General features: G+C 37.3%; 21 protein-coding genes. 15 read left to right on the top strand and 6 right to left on the bottom strand.

All coding sequences use genetic code 11. The features are described 5' to 3' along the window. Nucleotides 1-113: 113 nt before the first annotated feature. On the bottom strand, nucleotides 114-2,744 hold the full coding sequence (locus ACNHOZ_RS20745) for a DEAD/DEAH box helicase (protein ID WP_049166295.1): 2,631 nt from the start codon (nucleotides 2,742-2,744) through the stop codon (nucleotides 114-116). Further along, nucleotides 2,737-4,299: a hypothetical protein gene (locus ACNHOZ_RS20740; protein ID WP_048021738.1), complete on the bottom strand. Its 1,563-nt coding sequence runs from the start codon at nucleotides 4,297-4,299 to the stop codon at nucleotides 2,737-2,739. Before ACNHOZ_RS20740 ends, ACNHOZ_RS20745 begins: the two co-directional genes overlap by 8 nt. A gap of 241 nt (nucleotides 4,300-4,540) precedes the next feature. Here ACNHOZ_RS20740 and galU point away from each other — a divergent pair, with 241 nt between their 5' ends. The 3 genes from galU (at nucleotide 4,541) to ACNHOZ_RS20725 (ending at nucleotide 7,729) form a co-directional block, all read left to right on the top strand. Further along, nucleotides 4,541-5,425: a UTP--glucose-1-phosphate uridylyltransferase GalU gene (gene galU, locus ACNHOZ_RS20735; RefSeq protein WP_028412001.1), complete on the top strand. Its 885-nt coding sequence runs from the start codon at nucleotides 4,541-4,543 to the stop codon at nucleotides 5,423-5,425. Between the two features lie 246 nt (nucleotides 5,426-5,671). Continuing rightward, nucleotides 5,672-6,955: a nucleotide sugar dehydrogenase gene (locus ACNHOZ_RS20730; RefSeq protein WP_028412002.1), complete on the top strand. Its 1,284-nt coding sequence runs from the start codon at nucleotides 5,672-5,674 to the stop codon at nucleotides 6,953-6,955. Between the two features lie 66 nt (nucleotides 6,956-7,021). After that, nucleotides 7,022-7,729, top strand: coding sequence for a WecB/TagA/CpsF family glycosyltransferase (locus tag ACNHOZ_RS20725; RefSeq protein ID WP_028412003.1), 708 nt, complete (start codon nucleotides 7,022-7,024; stop codon nucleotides 7,727-7,729). 36 nt (nucleotides 7,730-7,765) lie between these two features. Here the strand turns inward: ACNHOZ_RS20725 and ACNHOZ_RS20720 are convergent, their stop codons facing one another. Both ACNHOZ_RS20720 and ACNHOZ_RS20715 read right to left on the bottom strand, forming a co-directional pair. Next, nucleotides 7,766-9,295 (bottom strand): flotillin family protein, encoded by a 1,530-nt coding sequence (locus ACNHOZ_RS20720; protein WP_028412004.1) that lies wholly within the window; start codon nucleotides 9,293-9,295, stop codon nucleotides 7,766-7,768. Nucleotides 9,296-9,315: 20 nt separating this feature from the next. Further along, on the bottom strand, nucleotides 9,316-9,849 hold the full coding sequence (locus ACNHOZ_RS20715; protein WP_013059777.1) for an NfeD family protein: 534 nt from the start codon (nucleotides 9,847-9,849) through the stop codon (nucleotides 9,316-9,318). A 630-nt stretch (nucleotides 9,850-10,479) separates the two neighbouring features. On the opposite strand from ACNHOZ_RS20715, the gene ACNHOZ_RS20710 reads away from it, so the two are divergent. Then, nucleotides 10,480-11,532, top strand: a complete 1,053-nt coding sequence (locus tag ACNHOZ_RS20710) for a glycosyltransferase family 4 protein (RefSeq protein ID WP_013059776.1) — start codon at nucleotides 10,480-10,482, stop codon at nucleotides 11,530-11,532. Nucleotides 11,533-11,570: 38 nt separating this feature from the next. Here ACNHOZ_RS20710 and ACNHOZ_RS20705 read toward each other — a convergent pair whose 3' ends face one another. Next, complete coding sequence (locus ACNHOZ_RS20705; protein ID WP_048021740.1) at nucleotides 11,571-12,569, bottom strand: LCP family protein; 999 nt, start codon at nucleotides 12,567-12,569, stop codon at nucleotides 11,571-11,573. 195 nt (nucleotides 12,570-12,764) lie between these two features. Then, nucleotides 12,765-13,400 carry a YigZ family protein gene (locus tag ACNHOZ_RS20700; RefSeq protein ID WP_275210639.1) on the bottom strand — a complete coding sequence of 212 codons (636 nt, stop codon included), beginning with the start codon at nucleotides 13,398-13,400 and terminating at the stop codon, nucleotides 12,765-12,767. Nucleotides 13,401-13,838: 438 nt separating this feature from the next. Between ACNHOZ_RS20700 and ACNHOZ_RS20695 the strand changes: the two genes are divergently transcribed. The 11 genes from ACNHOZ_RS20695 (at nucleotide 13,839) to flgK (ending at nucleotide 23,260) form a co-directional block, all read left to right on the top strand. After that, complete coding sequence (locus ACNHOZ_RS20695; protein ID WP_013059773.1) at nucleotides 13,839-14,987, top strand: sensor histidine kinase; 1,149 nt, start codon at nucleotides 13,839-13,841, stop codon at nucleotides 14,985-14,987. 77 nt (nucleotides 14,988-15,064) lie between these two features. Beyond that, a complete protein-coding gene (locus ACNHOZ_RS20690; RefSeq protein ID WP_013059772.1) occupies nucleotides 15,065-15,748 on the top strand; it encodes a response regulator in 684 nt (227 codons plus the stop codon). Between the two features lie 378 nt (nucleotides 15,749-16,126). Then, a complete protein-coding gene (fliS, locus tag ACNHOZ_RS20685) occupies nucleotides 16,127-16,558 on the top strand; it encodes a flagellar export chaperone FliS (protein WP_080968679.1) in 432 nt (143 codons plus the stop codon). A 120-nt stretch (nucleotides 16,559-16,678) separates the two neighbouring features. Beyond that, nucleotides 16,679-17,116 (top strand): YaaR family protein, encoded by a 438-nt coding sequence (locus ACNHOZ_RS20680; RefSeq protein WP_033580405.1) that lies wholly within the window; start codon nucleotides 16,679-16,681, stop codon nucleotides 17,114-17,116. Nucleotides 17,117-17,222: 106 nt separating this feature from the next. Beyond that, nucleotides 17,223-18,068, top strand: coding sequence for a DegV family protein (locus ACNHOZ_RS20675; RefSeq protein ID WP_048021751.1), 846 nt, complete (start codon nucleotides 17,223-17,225; stop codon nucleotides 18,066-18,068). Nucleotides 18,069-18,166: 98 nt separating this feature from the next. Continuing rightward, on the top strand, nucleotides 18,167-19,657 hold the full coding sequence (locus ACNHOZ_RS20670) for a DEAD/DEAH box helicase (RefSeq protein ID WP_028412010.1): 1,491 nt from the start codon (nucleotides 18,167-18,169) through the stop codon (nucleotides 19,655-19,657). Further along, a complete protein-coding gene (locus ACNHOZ_RS20665; RefSeq protein WP_155404487.1) occupies nucleotides 19,654-20,346 on the top strand; it encodes a ComF family protein in 693 nt (230 codons plus the stop codon). The genes ACNHOZ_RS20670 and ACNHOZ_RS20665 overlap by 4 nt, the downstream gene beginning before the upstream one ends. Before the next feature lie 61 nt (nucleotides 20,347-20,407). Further along, nucleotides 20,408-20,821: a TIGR03826 family flagellar region protein gene (locus tag ACNHOZ_RS20660; protein WP_048021753.1), complete on the top strand. Its 414-nt coding sequence runs from the start codon at nucleotides 20,408-20,410 to the stop codon at nucleotides 20,819-20,821. A 159-nt stretch (nucleotides 20,822-20,980) separates the two neighbouring features. Then, nucleotides 20,981-21,235, top strand: a complete 255-nt coding sequence (flgM, locus tag ACNHOZ_RS20655) for a flagellar biosynthesis anti-sigma factor FlgM (protein ID WP_014457790.1) — start codon at nucleotides 20,981-20,983, stop codon at nucleotides 21,233-21,235. 21 nt (nucleotides 21,236-21,256) lie between these two features. Next, nucleotides 21,257-21,718 (top strand): flagellar protein FlgN, encoded by a 462-nt coding sequence (locus ACNHOZ_RS20650; RefSeq protein ID WP_223546706.1) that lies wholly within the window; start codon nucleotides 21,257-21,259, stop codon nucleotides 21,716-21,718. Nucleotides 21,719-21,736: 18 nt separating this feature from the next. Further along, entirely contained in the window at nucleotides 21,737-23,260 is a 1,524-nt protein-coding gene (flgK, locus tag ACNHOZ_RS20645) for a flagellar hook-associated protein FlgK (protein ID WP_048021755.1), read from the top strand. The last annotated feature ends 1 nt before the right edge of the window (nucleotide 23,261 follow it).

Here is a 23,261-nt window from a genome sequence, read left to right as displayed (position 1 = left end):
TAGTTGAAGAACGATTTACACTTATTTTTTTGTGTCGAATGATCTAATAAAAAAAGAGGACAAGTAAAAAAGTCCTCTTTTTGGTAACGGTGTAACACATTTTATAATTTTTCTTATTCATTTCTGTAAGCAAGAAGCTCTTGTAGCTCTTTATTCGAAAGTTCTGTTACCCATTGATCTCCTTGGATGAGTTCATTGTTGAGATGTTGTTTTTGATTGATCACTTCATCAATTTTTTCTTCAATCGTTCCTCTTGTAATGAATTTATGAACATGAACAAATTTATTCTGACCAATGCGATGGGCCCGATCGGTTGCCTGGTTTTCAACGGCTGGGTTCCACCATCGGTCAAAATGAATAACGTGATTTGCAGCTGTTAAATTCAATCCAGTTCCACCTGCGCGAAGAGAAAGGATAAAGATGGCTTTTTTCCTTGCTTGAAATTGAGCAACCATTTCATCTCTTTGCTCTTTTGACAAACTTCCGTGAAGGAATAAAACCGGCTCGTTGATTTCTTTTTCTAAGGTTCGTTGTAGCATGAGTCCTGTTTCAATATACTGAGTAAAGATTAAACAGCTTTCTTGCTGTGTGCGAATGCTCTCTACGAGTTCAATAATTTTTTCACTTTTATGAGATCGCCGTACCGTTTGTTTAGCTGCACTTTCCTTTAAGTACAAAGCTGGATGATTGCATAATAATTTTAGCTTATTTAGTGTTTGCAAAATCATGCCTTTTCGTTCAAATCCTGTTTTTTCCTCTGTTTCTTGAAGCATTTCTTGAACTAGCTCCTGGTAAAGTGAAGCTTGTTCCGCTGTCAGCGGGATATATTCTTTTTGTTCTTGTTTATCAGGCAGTGAGCGGGCGATGCTTTTATCTTGTTTTGTTCTTCTCAATAAGAAAGGTTGAATGAGTGCTTTAAGCTCAACAGTTCGTTCAGGTTTCTCGCCTTTTTCAATGCCGGCTACAAATCGGTTTTTAAATGAATTGATTGTTCCTAAGTAACCGGGATTGATGAATTCAAATAATGACCATAGTTCCAGCAGACGGTTTTCAATTGGAGTTCCAGTAAGCGCAATTTTGTGTCTTCCTTGCAGCTGACGAATGGCTCTCGCCTGTTTAGTCTGCGGGTTTTTAACATGTTGCGCTTCGTCTAAGGAAATGCTGTTCCATATAAACCCTTTCAACAATTCGACATCCAAAAGGGCAACTTGATAAGTCGTAATCACCACGTCAGTACTTTCACATATCTTCTCAAATGCATCTCCGCCGGTTCTTTTCGGCCCGTAATGAACATGAACACGAAGAGAAGGGGCAAATTTCTGTAATTCTTTTTCCCAGTTTCCAATTAAAGAAGTTGGGCAAACGATAAGAGAAGGAAAGCTATGTAACTGATGAATGTTTGTTAAATAACTAATTAATTGAATGGTTTTACCTAGCCCCATGTCATCTGCTAGACATCCTCCTAAGTTAAACTTTCTCAAAAACATGAGCCAATTCAAGCCTTGCTGCTGATAAGGTCTTAATATCCCTTTAAATTCAGAGGGAGGCAGCACTTCCGGCAGCCGTTCTAAATCCGTTAAGGATGTAATAAATGATTGAAAGGAAGCGGGGAGTTGGAATTCAACTTTTACCTCTTCTTCATCAGTTTTACTGTCTGCCATGTAGGTTAGCTTCGTTTTTAAAATTTCATGAATTGAGACGCCTTTTTTACTAGCTTCTTTAACAATTTTCTGCGCTTGTTTAATTAATCTAGAATCCAGTTGAATCCACTGTCCGTTAATAGATAATAATCGGCGTTTTTGTTCGACTAATTTCCGAAACTCTTCTTCTGAAAAAGTTTGATCGCCAATAGAAAATGACCAGCGGAAGCTGCTGATAGCTTGTTTACCAAACAATGCAGATGAAGTATTTTCTATAGCGCCAGATACTTTTATGGTGGCTTTTTTTAATGATTCCCACCAGCTTGGCAAATGGATAGAGACACCTTGTTCAATTAATGCTGCACTATCTTGAGTTAGAAATTCCCATACTTCCTCATCTGTTAGGACAGACTGAATAAACGCTCCTTTTTGGTATAAAGTAGGAGCCAATGCTTTCCATCGTTCGTGTTCGTAAGCGATATATGATTCGTAGTGATTCCACTCTTTAGGAAGTGTTCTTCCCAGTATAAAAGGTTCTTTGGCTTCATCGTGGGGAATCACAAATGTTTCAGCCGTCCATACATCTCCATCGGTCGTTGGCTCTACAACACGCAATGAAAGGTCAAAGGGAGGATTATAGCTCTCGCCTCCTATGCTTATTAAAAAGTCTTTTCCTTCTTTTTTTAATAGGCTCTCTTTAATTTGTGCTCGCCACTCTTGCTCATCAGCTTGTGAAAGCGATCCAGTCATTTGTTTTTTTAAAGGAAGAGAATGAAATTTCCCTTGGATAATCTTCTTTGTCATATCGACTGCAATTTGCTGATAATCTTCCGCTGAAGCGGACAAAGCCGGTTTCAACACATGCTGTTGAATAGGTGATTGTATGAAAGTGAACATTTGCCATGCAGAAAGAAGAATTCCTTTTTTTCCATTAATCTCAACCTGTGTAGCTTCACTTCCGTAATAGGTCTGTTCATGCCACAGAAACAGCGCATCTTTCCATGTATCAGGGAGCAAAATTTGGCCGCTAGGTGATACACAGTAGAGAAAAAAGTCATCGTGTACAGGTTCGACTTCAAGTGTTAAATGAAACAAATCAAACATTCAGTAAATCTCCTTTTTCTAATAGTTGTTGAAATGCGCGCTGTTTCTTCGTTTTTATCGCTAATTCTTCTATATAATGTTCCCATAGTAGAGAGCGATTCATTTGTAGATAAAGTCTTTTTAATTCTTGTAAGTAGATATAGGCTTCTTGATAACTGCTTTTCTTTTTTTCATAAATCAGCTTTGAAATCATTTGATGATAAAGAGGAATAACCAGCTTTTCATCTTTTTGTTTTAAGGCCTCTATCGTTTGTTCGTCATATTTGATGCTGTCATATTGAAGAAGCACCTGTAATTCAACCCATTTTTTTAATTGGTTAGAAGCATATAGAAAATCACTGTATTCAATAAAACTATAGGGAAGTAATGTTTGCAATGCTTCAGTATACAAAGTTTGCTCGTTCGTTAAGTCTTTATAGTGCTGAAATAAATTTACAATCATGGAGACCATATTTCGGCTTCCTTGATAAGTAGTTGGAACGGTGCGTACGTAATCTCCTATATAGGTCATTATATAAGAGCCCCACTGAGCAAAGCGGTCAGTTTCTTTTTCGTGCAATAAATCATTTAACCAAGGGATAAGATAGGGAATCATTTGTAATGTTCCATCGCTCAAACGTTCTTTTGCTTCTCTATCTTTTTCTTGAAGAAATAAAAGATAGGAAAGAGCTGTATTATTTATAAAAGAACCATGCTTGGCTTTTAATTCGCGTTCCTCATTTTTTCGCCATCTTTCTAACGTGAAGACTTTTTGCCAAATAACGCGATAAATTTCAATACGCTCATATTGTAAAGGTATATCATTATGCAATAATTCTCGGATGTATGGGATGCTGTCCTCTATAATAGATAATGCATCCCGATCGTATTTCGTTTGCTTTAATGAATCAGCGGTAGCATAAATTTCATTTGTTATTTTGTAGACGTGACTATATACGAATGATTCCTCGATGTTAGTAGAAAGCTGATGTGCCTGTAATTGAGCTGATAGTTTATAAAATGTATGAACCGCTCCATAGATACAAAATAAAGCATAAAGCAATGGATGCTCAGGAGCTTTTTTCACTAAAGAACGGTAATAGTACTGATAATATTCATGATAAATGGACCGGTCATTTTCGTTCCGCCCCTGCATAAAAAGCGTATACTGCTCCTCAAAAGTTTGTCTCCACTCTTGAAAAGTTGCCTTGGGTTTTTTTAACACTTGTTTGGCAGATAGCATAGTCAAAGCTTCTTTCTCATGGTTTCGCCATTCTTTGAATAGGGGCGAAAGCGGTTCTATTAATGAATACATATAAAAAAACGCTGCAAAGCAGTGTTCACAAAATCCGTTATGCTGACAAGAACAGGTACTTTCAGGGAGCAGCTGTTTGTTTAGTTCAACATAAAACGAATCGATTTTAACGTTTAATATCTGTTCATCATTGTGCAAAATGAAGAATGAATGGGTACGGTAAAGGTCTAGTCCTGCTTGGGCATTTGTACGATAGCGTGCATCACTGTACGGGAAATGATGTATAAATTGGTGCTGTAAGTGATCTGAAAACGAACTCATAATCCCATTCCTTTCTATACATAAGTGGAACATAAAATTATATTTATAAGTGATTAATTTTCTTTTCATTATAAATGATAAAAATAGAATTATACAAAATCTTTTGTTATGATAAAGCAGAATCCAACATGACTCTTTATAAAAAGAAATGGATTCAACATGACTTTGTGTACATACTCAATCGAAGACTTACTATACTATAACCAATAAGCACGATTGACATTGACAGGAGGAAAAGTAAGTGAAAATTCGTAAAGCTATTATTCCAGCAGCTGGATTAGGGACACGCTTTTTGCCGGCTACAAAAGCACAGCCTAAAGAAATGCTGCCAATTGTAGATAAACCAACGATTCAATACATTGTGGAAGAAGCAGTAGCATCAGGTATTGAAGATATTTTAATTGTAAGCGGTCGCGGAAAACGAGCAATCGAGGATCATTTTGATAAATCATATGAGCTAGAAGAAACATTAGCGGCAAAGGAAAAGTGGGACATGCTTGAAGAAGTGCAGGGGATTTCGAATTTGGCTAATGTTCACTACATTCGTCAAAAGGAACCTAAAGGATTAGGTCATGCCATTCACTGTGCAAGAAGTTTTATCGGAGATGAACCGTTTGCTGTTATGCTAGGGGATGATGTAGTTCAATCAGAAACACCTTGTTTGAAACAGTTAATGGACGTATACGAAAAATATGAATGCGCTGTAGTTGGTGTACAGGAGGTGCCTAGGAAAGAAACCTCAAAGTACGGAATTGTAGGCCCTAAAGGAGAGCCTCTTGAAAAAGGATTATTAGACGTAGAAACGCTCGTTGAAAAACCGAATCCAGAAGATGCCCCTTCAGGCTATGCAATTATGGGGCGCTATATTTTAACACCGGAAATTTTTGATATCTTAAGCAGAGAAGAGATTGGTGCAGGTGGAGAAATTCAATTAACAGATGCTATTTTACGTCTGAATGAATTTCAACGTGTTCTTGCTTATTATTTCGAAGGAAAACGTTATGATGTTGGAGATAAATTTGGATTCATTAAAGCAACAATTGATTTAGCCTTACAAAGAGAACCGCTGCGAGAAGAGTTAGTGAGCTATTTTAGAGAAATTGTCGAAAAAGAAGGGCATATGTAAAAATAGATTTACTAGGAGAACTATTGGGAATCATGGAGATTTTCAATAGTTCTTTTGGGTTAGAGCCCGTTGTACAAAAGATGGTTATATCGTTTATTGATGAATTCTCATAAAATGTTACATAATAATAAGTAAAAGAAATTATTTCATGTTTTTATATAAATGCTATCATGAAATGACATTTTTCGATATAATATCAGATAGGTTTTATTTATTAAGCATGTCATATAAAGGAGATTTTCTGCAATGACAAAGAAATTGTGTGTAGTTGGTTTAGGATATATAGGTTTACCGACAGCTGTTATGTTTGCCAATCACGGCTTATATGTACATGGTGTTGACGTAAATGAAAAAGCAGTAGAATTAATTAAAAATAAGCAACTTCATATAGAAGAAAATGGCTTACAAGAACGTTTAGAATCAGCAGTTGACAACGGCCACTTTACGGTAGGCACAACAGCTGAAGAGGCGGATATTTTTATTATTGCTGTACCATCACCAATTAATGAAGATAAAACGGCAAACTTGAACTATGTTCGAGAAGCGACAAAATCAATTGTTCCTTACGTTCGTAAAGGAAATTTAGTTATTTTAGAATCCACAGTTCCTCCGCGTACAGTAGAAGACGTTATGCTACCTGTGCTAAAAGAAACTGGTTTAGAATTAGGCAGTGAGTTATTTGTTTCTCACTCACCTGAACGTGTTATTCCAGGAAAAGTATTTGAGGAACTAGTAAATAATGACCGTATTGTCGGTGGTATTAACGAAGAGTCCAGTCGCTTGACTGTTGAGCTTTATAAAACATTTGTAAAAGGAAATATTCACGTAACGGATGCTACAACAGCTGAAATGGTGAAAGTAATTGAAAACACATATCGTGATGTGAACATTGCCTTTGCAAATGAGCTGGCAAAAATCAGTGAAAAAATTGGTGTAAATGCGTGGGAAGCGATTAAGTTAGCGAACTATCATCCACGTGTAAACATCCATTTACCAGGTCCTGGTGTAGGCGGCCACTGTATTGCTGTTGACCCTTGGTTCTTAACGGAGCTTCAGCCAGAACTTGCGAAAATTATTTCTCTTTCTCGTCAGACAAATGATTCAATGCCTGAATATACAGCATTAAAAACGAAAAGCCTACTAGATGAGAAGGGCATTCAACATGGACGTGTAGCTGTTTTAGGTTTAGCTTTTAAAGGAAATATTGATGATATGCGTGAAAGTCCATCAACGGATGTGCTTCATCACTTAGAAAAGCTAGGTGTTGATTACACAGCATTTGATCCTCATATCAAAGAGAATAAAATCGAACGTCAGACGCAAAGTTTGGATGAAGCTGTTGCACATGCAGATGTGATTCTTATTTTAACAGATCATAATGAGTTCAAAGAGCTTCTTCCATCAGCTGTTGAAAATCATATGCGTACAAAGATTATTTTTGATACGAAAAACTGCATTCAGCGTGATCAATGGAAAGCAGCAGGCTTTGACGTAGTGTTACTTGGTGATTCAAAAGTTTCTACTTTATAAAAAGACGGGCTGAACAGCCTGTCTTTCGTTTGTAAAAAACTAAAAAATCAACATACGGGTGATTTAATGAAGGAAAACATCTTAGGAATAGACGTTTGTAGCGACACGTACGATGAGCTAGCGGCAAAGTTACTTCAGGATATAGATAAAGGCCGAAAATCATTTATTGTAGCAATCAATCCTGAAAAAATTATGAAAGCACAAGAAGATCAGGAACTAAAGTCACTGTTAAATCAAGCGACTTATCAAATTCCAGATGGAATCGGTGTGATTTTAGCTTCAAAGCTCAAAAAGGGACGTATTCGTGAGCGTGTAACGGGTATTGATATGATGCTGAAGCTGTGCAAAGAAGCAACTAATAACGGTAAAAGAATTTTTTTATACGGAGCCAAGCCCGGCATTGCAGATGAAGCCAAAGCTAAATTGGAAGAGATGTTTCCAGGGATTTTAATTGTTGGAACATTAAATGGCTATGAAAAAAATGAAGAAGTCATTGAACGTACGATTAATGATTCAGGAGCAGAAATTGTGTTTGTCGCTTTAGGCAGTCCAGCGCAAGAAAATTGGATTATTGCTCATAAAGAAAAACTCAATCCTTCTGTTTATCAAGGCGTAGGCGGCTCGTTTGATGTTATTTCAGGACGATTGAACCGGGCACCGGCTGTTTTTCAAAAATTTGGTTTAGAGTGGCTTTATCGACTATTAAAAGAACCATGGAGATGGAAGCGTCAGTTAGAATTGCCTAGGTTTCTTCTTCGAGTGTTAAGAGGTTAAAAAAGCATGCGGATGATATCCGCATGCTTTTTATTTTTAGATATCTTCTTTTTTGTTTTGTTGCTTGATTTCATCCGTTAGTTCGTGCAAGCTCTGGCGCACATTTCCTTTTCCAGAAAAGTTCTCAATCAATTCCTTTACATCTATACCTGAGGATGCTTTCAGCGATTCTTGAAGAGAAGACATTAAGTTTGTTGCATAACCAGTCACTTTATTAGCTCCGCTGTTTTCACCGTTGCTTCCTGTATCCACAACCGTAATTTTATCGATATTTGCTAAAGGACTTGCAACTTGTTTTGCATATTCAGGAAGCATTTTGATAATCATATCTAAAATAGCCGCTTGACCAAACTGCTCGAATGCTTCCGCAACTTTTTGTTTAGCCTCTGCTTCTGCTAAACCTTTTAAGCGGATAATCTCAGCTTCAGATTCACCTTGGGCACGCTGAGCGTCAGCTTTTGCTAAACCATCAATTCGAACGCGTTCAGCTTCAGCTTTAGCCATTGCTTCAATTCGATATTTGTTGGCGTCAGCTTCCGCAAGCTGTTTTGCTTTTTCAGCTTCTGCGGATTGCTCAACAGAGTAACGATCTGCATCTGCTTTCTTTTTTACTTCAGAATCGTATTGACGCTCACGACGAAGAATTTCTTTTTCTTCTAATTCAATTTGTTTCTGACGTTCAATAATGCGGATTTGCATTTCTTGTTCTGTTACATCTTGTTTCGCGCGAGCTGTTTCTAGATCATACGCTTGGTCAGCACGAGCTTTGGCAATATCTTGTTCGCGACGATATTCAGCGGTTTTTAATTGATTCATTTTTTCAGCTTCCGCGATTTCTGTATTTCGCTCAAGCTCCGCTTTTTGGGCATCTTTATGAGCCTCGGCACGCTTGATTCTTGTTTCTTTTTCAGCTTCCGCTGTTGCAATGTCAGCATCTCGCTTAACTTGAGCAATACGAGGCTTCCCTAGCGATTCTAGATAGCCGTTCTTATCCCGAACGTCTTTAATTGTAAACGATACAATAATTAATCCCATTTTAGCTAGATCTTGTGAAGCTACGCGCTGTACTTCTTGAGAGAATTTTTCACGGTTTTTATAAATTTCTTCGACCGTCATAGAACCAAGAATCGAACGAAGGTGACCTTCTAAGACTTCTCTAGCTTCGGTTTCACGATCTTCTTTTGCTTTGCCCAAAAACTGCTCAGCGGCCGTTGCGATTTCTGAAATAGAACCTCCAATTTTGATGATTGATACCCCATCAGCCATAACTGGAACACCTTGTTCTGTATATACTTCAGGTGTAGATACTTCCAGTTTGCTTGACAACAAGCTCAGAGGCTCAGCCTGCTGAAAAACTGGCAGCACAAACGTACCGCCGCCGCGAACAATTTTAATGCGGTTTCCGGATTCATCGACGTGCACGTTTTTATTTCCGAGATAGCTCCCTGTTACAATTAACGCTTCATCTGGACCTGCTGTACGGTATTTTGTAATAAATACGGCAATCAGCGCAATTAATAAAAAAACAACAATTCCAACGACAACTAATATAGGTGTTGAAAACATAAAACTCCCCCTAATACTATTTATAATGAGTGATTGGTCATAACTTCTTCGTAAATCACAACGAGTGCGTTGCCCCTTTGTATATCTACCACAAGCACTTTGCTGCCTAAAGGTATAGCAGTGTTTTTAAAGCTGGCAGCGGGTTTGGAGATCGTGCCGCTAACCCCTTCGATAAATACTTCTCCATAACCATCTGCAGGAACAGAAGTAATAATGGTACCAAGTCTTCCTTTTAACGAATCTTCAGTAAAAGCAAGAGACTCTTCAGCCGATGATAAAGGAATCAATACGAAAACGTTGAGCAAAATAACGAGTAGAAGGGCAATAAGAGCGGAAATCGAAATAATCCAATAATTTTGCAATGACGTATAGGTGAACAAATATCCACTGGCACTAAAGAATGTTAAAAAAGAAAAAAGAAGAGTGGGGTTAAAAAAAGGTATCGCTTCAGATAATCCATCTAACAAATCGCTAAATAAAATGTATAAGAAGGTGAGACTTCCGCAGATAATTAATCCATACAAATACACTGTTTGAACAGATAGACCAAACATAGTTCATTCAACACCCCCTTTATGTAAGATGAATGATACTGTTTCTACTATGTATTACGAACCGTATCAAAAAAAGTTTCATTTTTTTTGATAAAATTCCTTTTTTTGTTTAATTTTATCTCTGTCCATTTCACTATATTTTAACTTTTAAATGATATAAGATAAGGACAACGATTCAGCGAATGTGGTTTGAAGTAGTGGACATGCATAGGTCAAAAGTTTGTTCATATAATGAGTGGGGCCATGTGAAATAAAAATAAAGGTTTAAATATGCTTAATAAAAAGGAAAAAGAGTTAAAGATGACGAATAAATTAGACGAAAAGGGGGGAGTTCGCTTATATTTTAATAAAATATAGTAAAGAAAATGTTCTACATAAAATAACCACATAAGAATAAAGTAAATCAGCTGTTTATACACCAAAAAATACAGTTCTTTTCTATTAATAGTTTGTAAATGTGCTAATTTTTGAGAATAAATTTCTATTTAAGTAGTAGAATCATTGTGATATAATCCATTTTGGGAATAAGTAAGTAATTATTGTTATACGCAATTTGAAATACTATCCAATTATATAAAGTTGGATACATTTTTTATGGTTTTGGTTAACATAAACCTGAGGAGGGTCTCCATGCTATATTTGACCTTGTTTATTTGTTTTATTACATCTATTCTGATCACTCCGCTGGTTAAGAAGCTGGCGTTTAAAATAGGTGCAACGGATAAACCAAATCAACGAAAAGTTCATCAAAAAATTATGCCTCGCCTTGGAGGTTTGGCGATATTTTTTAGTTTTCTTATTGGATACCTCGTTTTACAGCCTGACAGTAAATATGCGCTGCCGATTTTAATCGGAAGCATCATTATCATCATTACCGGTGTCTTAGATGATATGATTGAGCTATCCGCTAAAATCAAATTAGGCGGTCAGCTAGTAGCGACATTAATTGTTGTTGTATACGGTGGAGTCCAAATTGACTTCATTAACTTGCCGTTTGGCGGAAAATTAGAATTCGGAATGTTAAGTATTCCAATTACGGTATTATGGATTGTAGGAATTACCAATGCTATTAATTTAATTGATGGATTGGATGGATTAGCTGCCGGCGTTTCCTCTATTGTATTGATTACCATCTCTGGTATGGCTATTATGATGGGTAATGTGTTTGTGACAAGCATGGGTTTCATCGTATTGGGAAGTACGCTTGGATTTTTGTTTTACAACTTTCACCCCGCTAAGATTTTCATGGGCGATACAGGAGCACTATTTTTAGGCTATATGATTTCTGTATTGTCTCTGTTAGGATTTAAAAATGTAGCGGTTATTTCCTTCATTGTTCCAGTTATTATTTTAGGGGTACCAATTTCAGATACGTTCTTTGCTATTATTCGCCGAATCGTAAAAAATCAACCGCTATCGGCTCCTGATAAATCTCATTTGCATCATTGCTTGTTGCGCTTAGGGTACAGCCATAGACAAACGGTTTTAATTATTTATGGAATGAGTGCGATATTTGGCTTAGCGGCAGTTATCTTTTCAAAGGTACAAACAATGTGGGGGTCTTTTCTTGTACTAGCTATCCTCCTTGTGGCGATTGAAATTATCGTTGAAAAAATAGGATTAGTTGATAAGACATATAGGCCAATTCTTAACATGGTTCGTGGGCTTCGTTTAAAAAATTAATTAAAAAGACCTCTTGGATATCCAAGAGGTCTTTTTAATTATTCTGTTGTATCTGAAGTTGATTCAATGCCTAAATGCTTGCGGAGCTTTTCACTTACTTTTTCCACTGAATCATTGTCTAGTTTGAAGTAGTAAACGCCGTTAATTTTTTCATCGCTACCGTCTAAGTTAATGGTTTCGATGTCTACTTTTTTTGAAGCGTAATCATAAAACGAAAGCATTTCACCGAACATTAAATTCGTTTTCATATTATCGCCAACAGCTTCGATAAGATTGCCATATTTATTAAGTGATCCAATGGAAGCAGTTTTTTTAATCATGGCTTCGATCAACTGCTGCTGTCTTTTTCCTCGCTCAATATCGTTGTCTTGTTTTCGTGTTCGAGCAACAGCTAACGCTTCTTCACCATTTAAATGTTGGTTTCCTGGTTTTAAGACAATAGCATTATGACGATCTTTTGAGTCCTTTTCACTCATCGCATAAGGTACATCAAAATCGATTCCCCCAAGTGAGTCTACAATGTCTGTGAAAGCTTTAAAATTCACTTTAACATAGTAATCAACAGGGACATTAAACAGCTGTTCTACCGTTTCTACAGTTGCTTTTGGACCTCCGTACGCATGCGCATGCGTAATTTTATCTTTTTTGTTCACTTCAGGTATATAAACCCGCGAATCTCGAGGTATGCTTACAAGCTTTACGGTTTTATTTGTTTCGTTAAAGGTCGCCAAAATCAAAGCATCTGTACGGGCTGATTTTCCGAACTTCCTGGTTTCACTGTCATCTACGCCCATAAATAAAATGGATATATCATCTTTTTTGGGATCGATTTTACGATCACGCATAGGAGAGTTATCGCGATCTCCAAGTCCTTCATAAGAATCAGAAGCTACTGTTTTAGCCTTAACAAATAAATAAGAGCCATAAGCGGTTGCAGAAAGCCCTAAAATAAGGATAGGTAACAGAAAAAATGTAAAAAGCCTTCGTTTTCTTTTCCGTTTGTTTACTCTTTTTTGAAAACGTCTATATTGAGCCATACGGTTTCTCCTTTTATTCGTATATTCGAACACTTATTGTGACACTTAGTATGTGTTATAAATTGGAATGTATGAATCAAACTCGTCAAAGCTATGCGTCTTTACGAGGTTTTTAATCATTGACAAGTAGCGCAACCATCAGAATAGTTGCGCTATTTATCAATTGTACAATGTTTTTTAATAAGAGTAAATAATTCATTCTACATCTTCTTCTAAATAAGTCGTCTCACCTGCTCGAATATCTGCTTGGCCGTTTGTTAGCTCGGTCATCCATTCAGTAAATGCTTCTGTTTGAGCTTCCTCTACAAATGTTTCAATCTCCACCATGTCTGCGTAGTGGATTTCTTTTAATAGATAAACGGAACTGCGAAGCTCATTTTCTAATTTTCCAAGCCATGTATAGTCGACGGTTGTATGCATAACCGCCATGAGAGTTCGTTTGACTGTACCTAATTCATTTAACGCTTCGGAAACGGATTTTCCATACGTGCGCACCAATCCACCTGCGCCCAATTTAATACCTCCGAAATAGCGCGTAACGACGACTACCGTATCTTTTAAGCCTCTCTTTTTAAGCACTTCTAACATTGGTACGCCTGCTGTTCCACTTGGTTCTCCATCATCGTTTGCTTTTTGAAATTGATTTCGTTCTCCAATTAGGTAAGCTGAACAGTTATGAGTAGCATTCCAGTGCTGTTTTTTAATGTCTTGAATAAATTGCTGAGCTTCTTCCTCAGTTGTTACACGTTTCATATGACAAATGAATCTAGATTTTTGAATAGTGATTTCATGTGAACCTTCTTGTTTTACGGTATAATATTGTGATAACAATCAAAAAATCCTCCTTAGCGTTATAAATAGAAGAAAAACGGGTATTTACGTACTGTTTACTTGCTATTAGTATAAAATGTTTATGAAAAGACATCAATTAATCAAATTCAACATCACTTAAACAAGCCATACAGAATATACGTTATAATAAAATAGTGTGCAGGCTTGTATAGCTAAATAATGAAATGATTTAAACAGGCAGTTAGTCACTGTTGAAGAGTGAGCGTAAATGGTAATCTATTCAAATAACGCGAGTCAAGCGTCGATTGATGTCGAGTTTGAGGGTACTAAAACAACCGTTACTTTTTGGATATAAAAAGTCAGATAGGGAGAAAATATGGATCTTATCCTCACAATTCAGATAGGTCATACGAATACTATATATAGCATGAACGTATAGACATTTCTCCGAATGTGAGTATAGTTTGGGGTGAGTAAATGTCGAAACATAAATTAACAAGCAAGGCACTTGATGAAATTTTTGAGAAGATTATTGGCACAGTGGGAGATAGTAAAAATGAAGTCTATCGCCTTTCTGAAGATGCCAGACAAGAATATCAGCAAATTAAAGAAGAGTTAGAAGTGTTAAAAGGAAAAGTTCTTGAGACGATAGAGCAAGGTGATAAATTAGAAACTCAGGCAAGGTTGGCTCGAAAGCGTTTGTCTGATGTGAGCCGACATTTTCAAATTTATTCAGAGCCTGAAGTAAAAGACGCTTATGAAAAAGCACACGAATTACAAACCAAGCTGCTGATGAATCAGCAAAGCGAATATCAGCTGCGTAATCGTCGAGATGAACTAGAAAGACGCTTGCTTACATTGGAAGAAACGATTAAACGTGCCGATCACTTAGTAGGTCAAATTTCCGTTGTGTTAAATTATTTAACAAGTGACTTAAAACAAGTAGGGGAAATAGTAGAAGATGCTATTCAAAAAGAGTATTTTGGCTTTCGGATTATTGAAGCTCAGGAAGAGGAACGGAAACGTTTGTCAAGAGAGATTCATGACGGCCCAGCTCAAATGCTTGCAAATGTTATGATGAGATCAGAATTAATTGACCGAATTTACCGGGAACGTAGTGCAAAAGAAGCAATGGAGGAAATTCGAGATTTACGAAAAATGGTTCGTTCTGCCCTATACGAAGTACGTCGAATTATATATGATTTAAGACCGATGGCACTTGACGACTTAGGTCTAATTCCGACGCTGCGTAAATATCTTGATACAATCGAAGATTATAATGAAGGCAAGCCTCGGATTACGTTTATTTCCATTGGACAAGAGAAGCGAACTGCTTCAAAATTAGAAGTAGCACTGTTTCGTCTAGTGCAAGAAGCTGTAACGAACGCATTAAAACATGCAGACGCGACGGAAATCCAGGTGAAGATAGAGTTCAACAATGAGCACGCTATTTTGCTGGTCAAAGATGACGGCTGTGGTTTTAATCAAGAAGAGAAAAAAGAGAATTCGTTCGGCTTAATAGGAATGAAAGAGCGTGTTGATTTGTTAGATGGGACTATTTCTGTTCATTCGAAAATTAACCAAGGCACGCTTGTTATGATTAAAGTACCGATTATAGCCGCTTAAAAAGGCAGAGATATGTATATAAATAGGGGTCAATATAGAGTAAAACATTTGTTGTTCGATTTGGGGAGGAATCAAACATGCAGACAAGAATTATCATAATCGACGATCACCAATTATTCCGTGAAGGAGTAAAAAGAATTTTAGATTTCGAAAAAGATTTTGAAGTAGTTGCAGAAGGTGACGACGGTAGCGAAGTTATTGACCTTGTAGAAGAACATCAACCTGATGTTGTAATCATGGATATTAACATGCCGGCTGTGAATGGTGTAGAAGCTACGAAAAAGCTTGTAGAAGTAAATCCGGATGCTAAAGTTATTATCTTATCTATTCATGATGATGAGACATATGTAACTCATGCCTTGCAAACAGGGGCACGAGGCTATCTGCTAAAAGAAATGGATGCGGATGCGTTAATTGAAGCGGTGAAAGTAGTTGCAGAAGGTGGTTCATATTTACACCCTAAAGTAACACATAGTTTAGTAAAAGAGTACCGTCGACTAGCAGCTCAAGGACAGTCGTCTTCTTATCCGCACGAACCAATTGAGATTCGCCGTCCACTGCATTTGTTAACACGTCGTGAGTGTGAAGTGCTACAATTGTTGGCTGATGGTAAAAGTAACCGAGGAATCGGAGAAGCATTATATATTAGTGAAAAAACCGTTAAAAACCATGTGAGTAATATTTTGCAAAAAATGAATGTAAATGATCGCACGCAAGCTGTTGTTGTGGCAATCAAAAACGGTTGGGTAGAAGTAAGATAAGTTCAAAAGTCCGATATACCACTAGGTATATCGGACTTTTTTTTTCTTTTTATAACTTTTTTTGAAATTGTGGGTAAAAAGTCATGTGTAATGAGAGAGGAAACCAACCGATAAGTTAAGGGAAGAAGATATCTTCTAGGAAGGCGAAGGGTGATACCTCTGTGCATTTACTCGTCCTTCAACTTTCGACAAAAGCATCCATACCTCAAAACAATGTCCATCCATTTGATGCAAGCTCTTGTAAAGGAAGGTCTTCAATACATTCAGATACATATGAGGTCGTAAAAGAATTTATTCAAACCTCAACTGGTATACTTTAAAAATTTAAGAGTTATAGCGCAACACATAGAAAATGGATTTAAAGAAGGCAAGAAGGTGATGAAGCTGAATTTTATAACGGAAGAATTAATCTATCATAAATCTCCTCAAGAGCTAACAGCTATGATGTATGAAAAATTTATTCAAAATATTGATGAAGCTGTTAGAGCAATTCAACACAGCGATTATTTTACAGCGAATGAAAAAATTAAACAGTGCAACGATATTTTATATCGTCTAGGAATTGGCTTAACATATCAAGCAGGTATTATTGCAGAGCAGTTAGATACCCTTTACAACTATATGTCTGAGAGATTAATTATGGCTAATTTAAAAAAAGATACGTTTATTTTATGTGAAGTTCAACAAATGATGAAGATGCTTTCTAACGCTTGGAATGAAGTGTTAAAAGAGACGCCTAAAGTTACCTCTTCGCCCCGCAAAAACAAGCTGTCTTCTTATGAACAGCACATACGTATTACTCTTAGCTAAAGGATAATCATCATATCCACGCATCAGATGCCTCTCGAAACTTTTCAGCTAATCAAGCAAGCACATCTAAAAGTCTAAACTGAATGAAGTGTATACTAACAGAGAAAGGAGAGATACATAGTGGAGTTACAGCGAATTAACGGTCTTTCTTCTTCCGTGAATCTCATTAGAGAAAAAGAAGTAAGTAGTTCGGCTTCATTTACAGGAGTAATGGTAAAGAAACAAAAAGAACTGACCTATGAACATTTAACTCAAGTGATAAATAAAATTGAAGAACAGGGAAAGCAGTTAGTAAAAAGTCAAACTATTGATTCTTTGCGGAAATACAAGACGCTTGTGAAGCAGTTTATGAACGAAGTCGTTAAAAATGGTTTTGAACTGCATGAAGAAAGAGGATTTAACCACAGAGGAACGACTAAAGTATATAAGCTAGTGAAAGAAGTGGATACGAAACTAGTTGACTTGACAAATGATATCCTTCAAAAAGAAAAAGACAGTTTAAATTTACTCAAGCAGGTAGGGGAAATTCAAGGTTTGTTAATTAATATGTATACGTGAAGGAGCTTTTACTAATAGGTAAACCTCTCGTTACATGCATTTTAATCCTAAATGTTGTAGAATAGAGTCAAATTATTTTATATAACAAAGGATGGATCCCTATCTTATGAAAACAGCAATTATTACAGATAGTACCGCCTATATATCAGAGGAAATTCGATCAAACTATCATATACATATGGTACCGCTAAGCGTTATTTTTGGTGAAGAAACATATCGTGAAGAAGTAGATATGACTGCAAATCAATATTTTGAAAAAATTAAAGAAGCAAAAAATCTTCCAACCACTTCTCAGCCTGCTATTGGAGAATTTGTAGAGTTGTTTGAACAGTTAAAACGAGATCAGTTCGATGCTGCTATCGTTATTACGTTATCTAGTGGAATTAGCGGAACGTATCAGGGTGCTTTGACGGCAGGTAGCATGGTAGAAGACTTTGATGTGCACGTATTTGATTCAGAAATCAGCTGTATGGTTCAGGGCTTTTATGCGATTGAAGGAGCCGAGATGGTCCGATTAAATAAACATCCTGACGAAATCATTGCGCGTTTCGAAGAGATGAAACTATCAATGCGTGCGTATTTTATGGTAGATGATTTATCTCACTTACAGCGCGGAGGTCGCCTAAATGCTGCTCAGGCTATTATTGGCAGTCTTCTTCAAGTGAAGCCCGTGCTCCATTTTGAATCTAAAAAAATCGTTCCGTTTGAAAAAATTCGTACGCGTAAGCGAGCATTAAAACGAATTATCGAGCTTCTTGATGAAGATGCAAAAGAAAACGTACCTATGAAAGCTGTAGTTATTCATTCTAATCGTGAAAATGAAGCAAAAGAAATTCAACGAGACTTAGAACAAGAATATCCTCATATTGAATGGAGCCTTTCTTATTTTGGGGCTGTCATTGGCACGCATTTAGGTGAAGGTGCCATCGGTATAGGCTGGTATAAAAAGTAATCGAAAACCAAATCATTTGATTTGGTTTTTTTTGCAGGAAAAAACACCTTTTTTTGCGTATATAGATGTGTACGATAAAAATGGAAAGGAATGAAGAGATGCTTTTTACTGTTAAACAAGAACTGCTAGATCCCGTTCAAGTGCCTAGTCCTGATGCTTTTCCTCTCTCTCAAATCGATACGTGGAGAACTCCACCTTTAAATCCTTCATACCCTTACTCTTTAGATCTTCAGCGCTCTTTAAGCGGAAAGCAGCTGCTACTCAATCAGACTCCCTATCCTTTACCCCTCATTCATGAACATTACCTAAACGGATATATTTCCTATCAAAAAGCAATAACCCAAAAAGAAAATCGATATAGATGCAACCGGTGTGGAAGTGATAGCCCTTTTTATTTCGCTTCATTTCCATGCAGTAGATGTCACCAGAACTGCTACTATTGCCGAGCATGTATTGTAATGGGCAAAGTAAGTGAATGCACACCCTTTATAAACTGGGAAGGGCCAGCAAGTAATGTCCTGCCAAAAAGCAGCGTGATGAATTGGAAAGGCACGCTGTCTAAAGCTCAAGAACGTGCTTCAAATGAACTCATTCAAGCTATAAAAAAGGATGGAGAGCTGTTAATTTGGGCTGTTTGCGGAGCAGGAAAAACGGAAATTTTATTTAAAGGTATTGAATCCGCGTTGAACAGCGGAAAGAAAGTCTGTATTGCTACTCCAAGAACAGACGTGGTTATTGAGTTAAAGCCAAGAATTCAATCGGCATTTCCGGATATATCTGTGCTGGCTATGTATGGAGGCAGCGAAGACCGTTTTCATGAATCCTCTCTTATTATTTCCACCACTCATCAACTTTTGCATTATTATCAAGCATTCGATGTGCTGATTATTGACGAAGTAGATGCATTTCCGTATTCAACAGAGCCTATGCTGCACTATGCTGTTGCAAAAGCAGCTAAACACGTTGCGTCAAAGATTTATTTAACAGCGACTCCAAGTGAATCATTAAAAAAAGACGTTGAGCAAGGAAAAAAACAAGTAGTTAAAATTCCAGCCCGCTATCACCGAATGCTTATTCCTGTTCCTCGGTTTGAATGGTGTGGCAATTGGAAGAAAAAAATAAAAACAGATACCTTGCCTGCTAATGTTGAGAAATGGGTAAAAAAAAGAATAGATGAAGGGAAACAATGCTTTGTCTTCGTCCCGCAAATTAAGTGGATTGCTCCGATCACAGACATGATTCGAAAGCTGACCGAAAAGGTAGACGGTGTCCATGCTGAAGATTCCCAGCGAAAAGAAAAAGTAATGAAATTTAGAGAAGGGCAGCTCGTTATTTTAGTAACGACAACCATATTGGAGCGAGGCGTAACGGTTCCCAACATAGATGTTGCAGTATTGGGAGCAGAAGAAACGATTTTTACTGAAAGTGCTCTTGTGCAGATTTCAGGAAGGGTGGGGAGGAGTGCTCAATTTCCAACGGGAGACGTGGTCTTTTTTCATTATGGACAATCTCTGTCTATGCGAAAAGCAAAAGGACATATTGAACATATGAATGCTCTAGCTTATAAGGAAGGGCTGATTGATCGATGACAATATGTCTGATTTGTTTTGAACCTCTTGTCTCTTCTTTCGATTGGAGGTCATTGTTAAAATCTTCTTCAACGGATAGGATTTGCACTGTTTGCTTGCAAAGATGTCCCATCATCACCAGTAGCGTTTGCAGGGGATGCGGCCGCTCTCTTGCAGACCTGGCTCCTTCTCATTATGAGCTAGACACATGTAAGGACTGTCAGAAATGGAATGATGCTTCTTTTTTTAACCGTTCTCTTTATACGTACAGTGATTTTATGCAAAGCATAATAGAGCGTTTTAAATTTCAAGGAGACTATGAAATTATCCAAGCATTCAAGGAGCAGTGGTATAAGTTCTATAAGAAAGAATGTAATCCAAAAGCTATACTAGTTCCTGTACCTTTAACGGAGGAGAGATTATACGAAAGAGGGTTTAACCAATCTTTAGCACTAGCTGAACTGATCAGTGACAAAATAGAAATGCCTCTTGTTCGTTGTTCAGGAACAAAGCAATCAAAGAAAAATAGGCGAAGTCGGCTGACAGAAAGGCTGGAATTTAAAGTAGTCGACTCCTCAATGGTTACGAATCAAGAATTTCTCTTGATTGATGACATTTATACAACAGGAGCAACCGTGCGCCAAGCGGCAAAGTGTTTGCAGGAAGCTGGGGCACGTTCAGTTCGTTCGCTCACTTTAATTCGTGCATGAAGATGTATAATTTAAAACTTTGACCGATAGTAAAATAAAAAACAAATGAGGAGTTTCGAATATGGGAACGTTAGATAATTGCAGGGAATGCGGTCATTTATTTGTAAAAATTGGATCAATAAATATATGTAAATCATGTTTTGACAAAGAAGAAGCTCTGTTTCAACGTGTTTCTTCATTCTTGAAGAAAAGAGCAAATCGTACAGCAACGACTTACGAAGTGATGAAAGAAACGGGCGTTTCAGATTTGTTAATTCATCAATTTATTCGACAAGGTCGCTTAGTGTTAGCTAACTTTCCAAATATAAGCTATCCATGCATGCAATGCAACGCTCAGATTCGGGAAGGGAAACTTTGCCATTCATGCTCTCAAGAAATTAAACATGGGTTAGAAAAGCATAATCGTGAGATGATTCGTTCAAATGAAGAGCCCACGCGTCCCACCTATCGTTCTAACGAAAGGAAAAAAGAGTAAAAGTGTGCTGAATGTTTGCAGACTCTCTATCTATAGACCTATGTTTAAGGTGGACTGTGAAAATGGTCTCAACTTCCTTGCGGATGCTAAAGGTTTAGGTGGAAATTCCGATATAATGAATAGAGATAACGGATACAAATATAAAAAGAGGTGAGAGAGATGAAAATTAACCCATCGAACTTATTTGGAATAAATCCGTACAAAAAACAATCAGAAAAAACAGAACAGGTCTCTAAAAAAAATCCACAAGATCAGATTCATATTTCATCTGAGGCGAAGAAACTTCAGGGAAATGAACCATCTCCAGAAAGACTTGAAAAATTGGAGAAGCTCAAACAGCAAATTAACAGCGGAACATACGAAATTAACGGAAAAGAAATTGCTAAAAGTATTGTAGATTTCTATAAAAAATAAAAGGACTGACATTGATTGAACGTGCAAGAAATTCAAACGATACTAGAAAAACAAGTAACGCTTCATAAAAGTTTGTATGTCATTGTTAAAGAGAAAACGAATTTTATTATTAAACAAGATGTAAAGGCATTGACGGCTTCTTTGCAAAAAGAGCAATCTCATATAGCTGCTATTTCTGCACTGGAAACAAAACGTATAGAAGCAATGGAAAAAAGCGGACATACTGCTCGCTCCATTGAAGAAATAGCAGGCTCATTCTCTGAATACTCCATCTTGATACCCTTTCAAAAACAGCTAATAGATATCATTCAAGATATAAAGTATGCAAATGACTTAAACAATCAGCTGCTCACACAGTCTTTACAGCTGATTCATACCGAACTAGACCTTCTTGTTCCATCGAAGCGAGAGGATTCGTTCAATTACACAAAAACAAATAATAGATCGTTTCAGTCCAACTCTATTTTTAATTCGAAGGCATAAAGAACGGAGGAAAGCAGAATGAGTTCAACATTTCATGGTTTGCAGGTGGCTAAACGAGGAATGGATGCCCAACAAGCGGCTCTTTACACGATTGGCCATAACGTATCTAATGCAAATACGCCGGGCTATACGCGTCAGCGAGTAAGTTTAGAAACGTTCCCAGCTTATCCGGCCCCAGGGATGAATCAGACTGGGACTGCGGGTCAAATAGGAATGGGAGTAGAAGCCAGCACGGTAGAGCGAATACGTGATACATTTTTAGATACCCAGTATCGAGATGAAACCATTAAAGTGGGGTATTGGGATGCACGCGCTGGTGCTCTTGAAAAAATGGAGGAAATTATGAATGAACCTACTGAAGATGGACTTTCAGCTGTTTTTAATCAATTCTTTGAGGCCATTCAAGATGTAGCTTCACACCCTTCAGAAGCAGGAGCCAGGTCTGTTATGATTGAACGAGCTGAAGCAGTAGGCGATACTTTCTCTTATTTATCTACTTCTTTAAAAACGATTCAAGGTGATTTACAAAACGAGCGTGACGTAGCCGTAACACAAGTAAATTCGTTGCTAGAGCAAATAAATAATGTGAACCAACAAATACAAAACGTAGAACCAAATGGCTATTTACCTAATGATTTGTATGATGAAAGAGATCGGCTGCTAGATGAGATTTCTAAATTTATGCCGGTTTCTTTAGAGTATACAAAAAGCAGCGGGAACGCTTCTGCAACGTCAGAAGGAGTGGTAACGGTTCAGCTTCAAACGTCTCAAGGACCTATTACTCTTTTAGATGGGAAAACTCATCAAATAAATGCCATCAGTTTGACAACAAATCAAGATTCCTATGTGACGGGCATTCATATAGGGGATGAGATACGGAACCCTGAGTCATTTCCTCAAGGAAAACTTAAAGGGTTAATTGAGGCTTCTGGATATATAGATAATAGTGGTAATAGAACTGGTGTTTACGCTTCAATGATTGATGATTTAGATGAAATGGCATATGAATTTGTGAACTGGTTTAATGATAAGCACAAACAAGGTGTCACGCTAGATGGTGAGAATGGTGTGTCCTTTTTTAATGAGATTTCTCAAAAAGAAGGAGCTGCAACTGGAATTGTTATTGCTGATAAAATCAAACAAAACACAAACAATATCGCTGCTGCTTCTTCGGCCTCTTCTGAAGATGATGGAACTGGCCGCAAAGGAGATGGACAAAATACTCAGCTGTTGTCTCAATTTCGTCAAAAGGTGCTTATTAATTCCGGAAACGGAGCTGTTTCATTAGATGGATTTTATCAATCTGTCATTGGCCAAATGTCAGTAGATGCCCAACAAGCCAACCGCTTAAAAAGTAATTCAGAAACTCTCCAAGGAGCTGTGGAGCAAAGGCGCCAGTCTACCAGTGCAGTTTCATTGGATGAAGAGATGACCAATATGATTCAGTTTCAGCATGCATATAACGCTAGTGCCCGTATGGTGACTATGATTGATGAAATGCTTGATAAAATTGTAAACGGTCTTGGAACTGGAGGAAGGTAAA

It is taken from the genome of Priestia sp. D51 (assembly GCF_053345675.1).
Note: the sequence above shows the minus strand (reverse complement) of the source record. Positions and strands in the feature narration are given on the sequence as shown.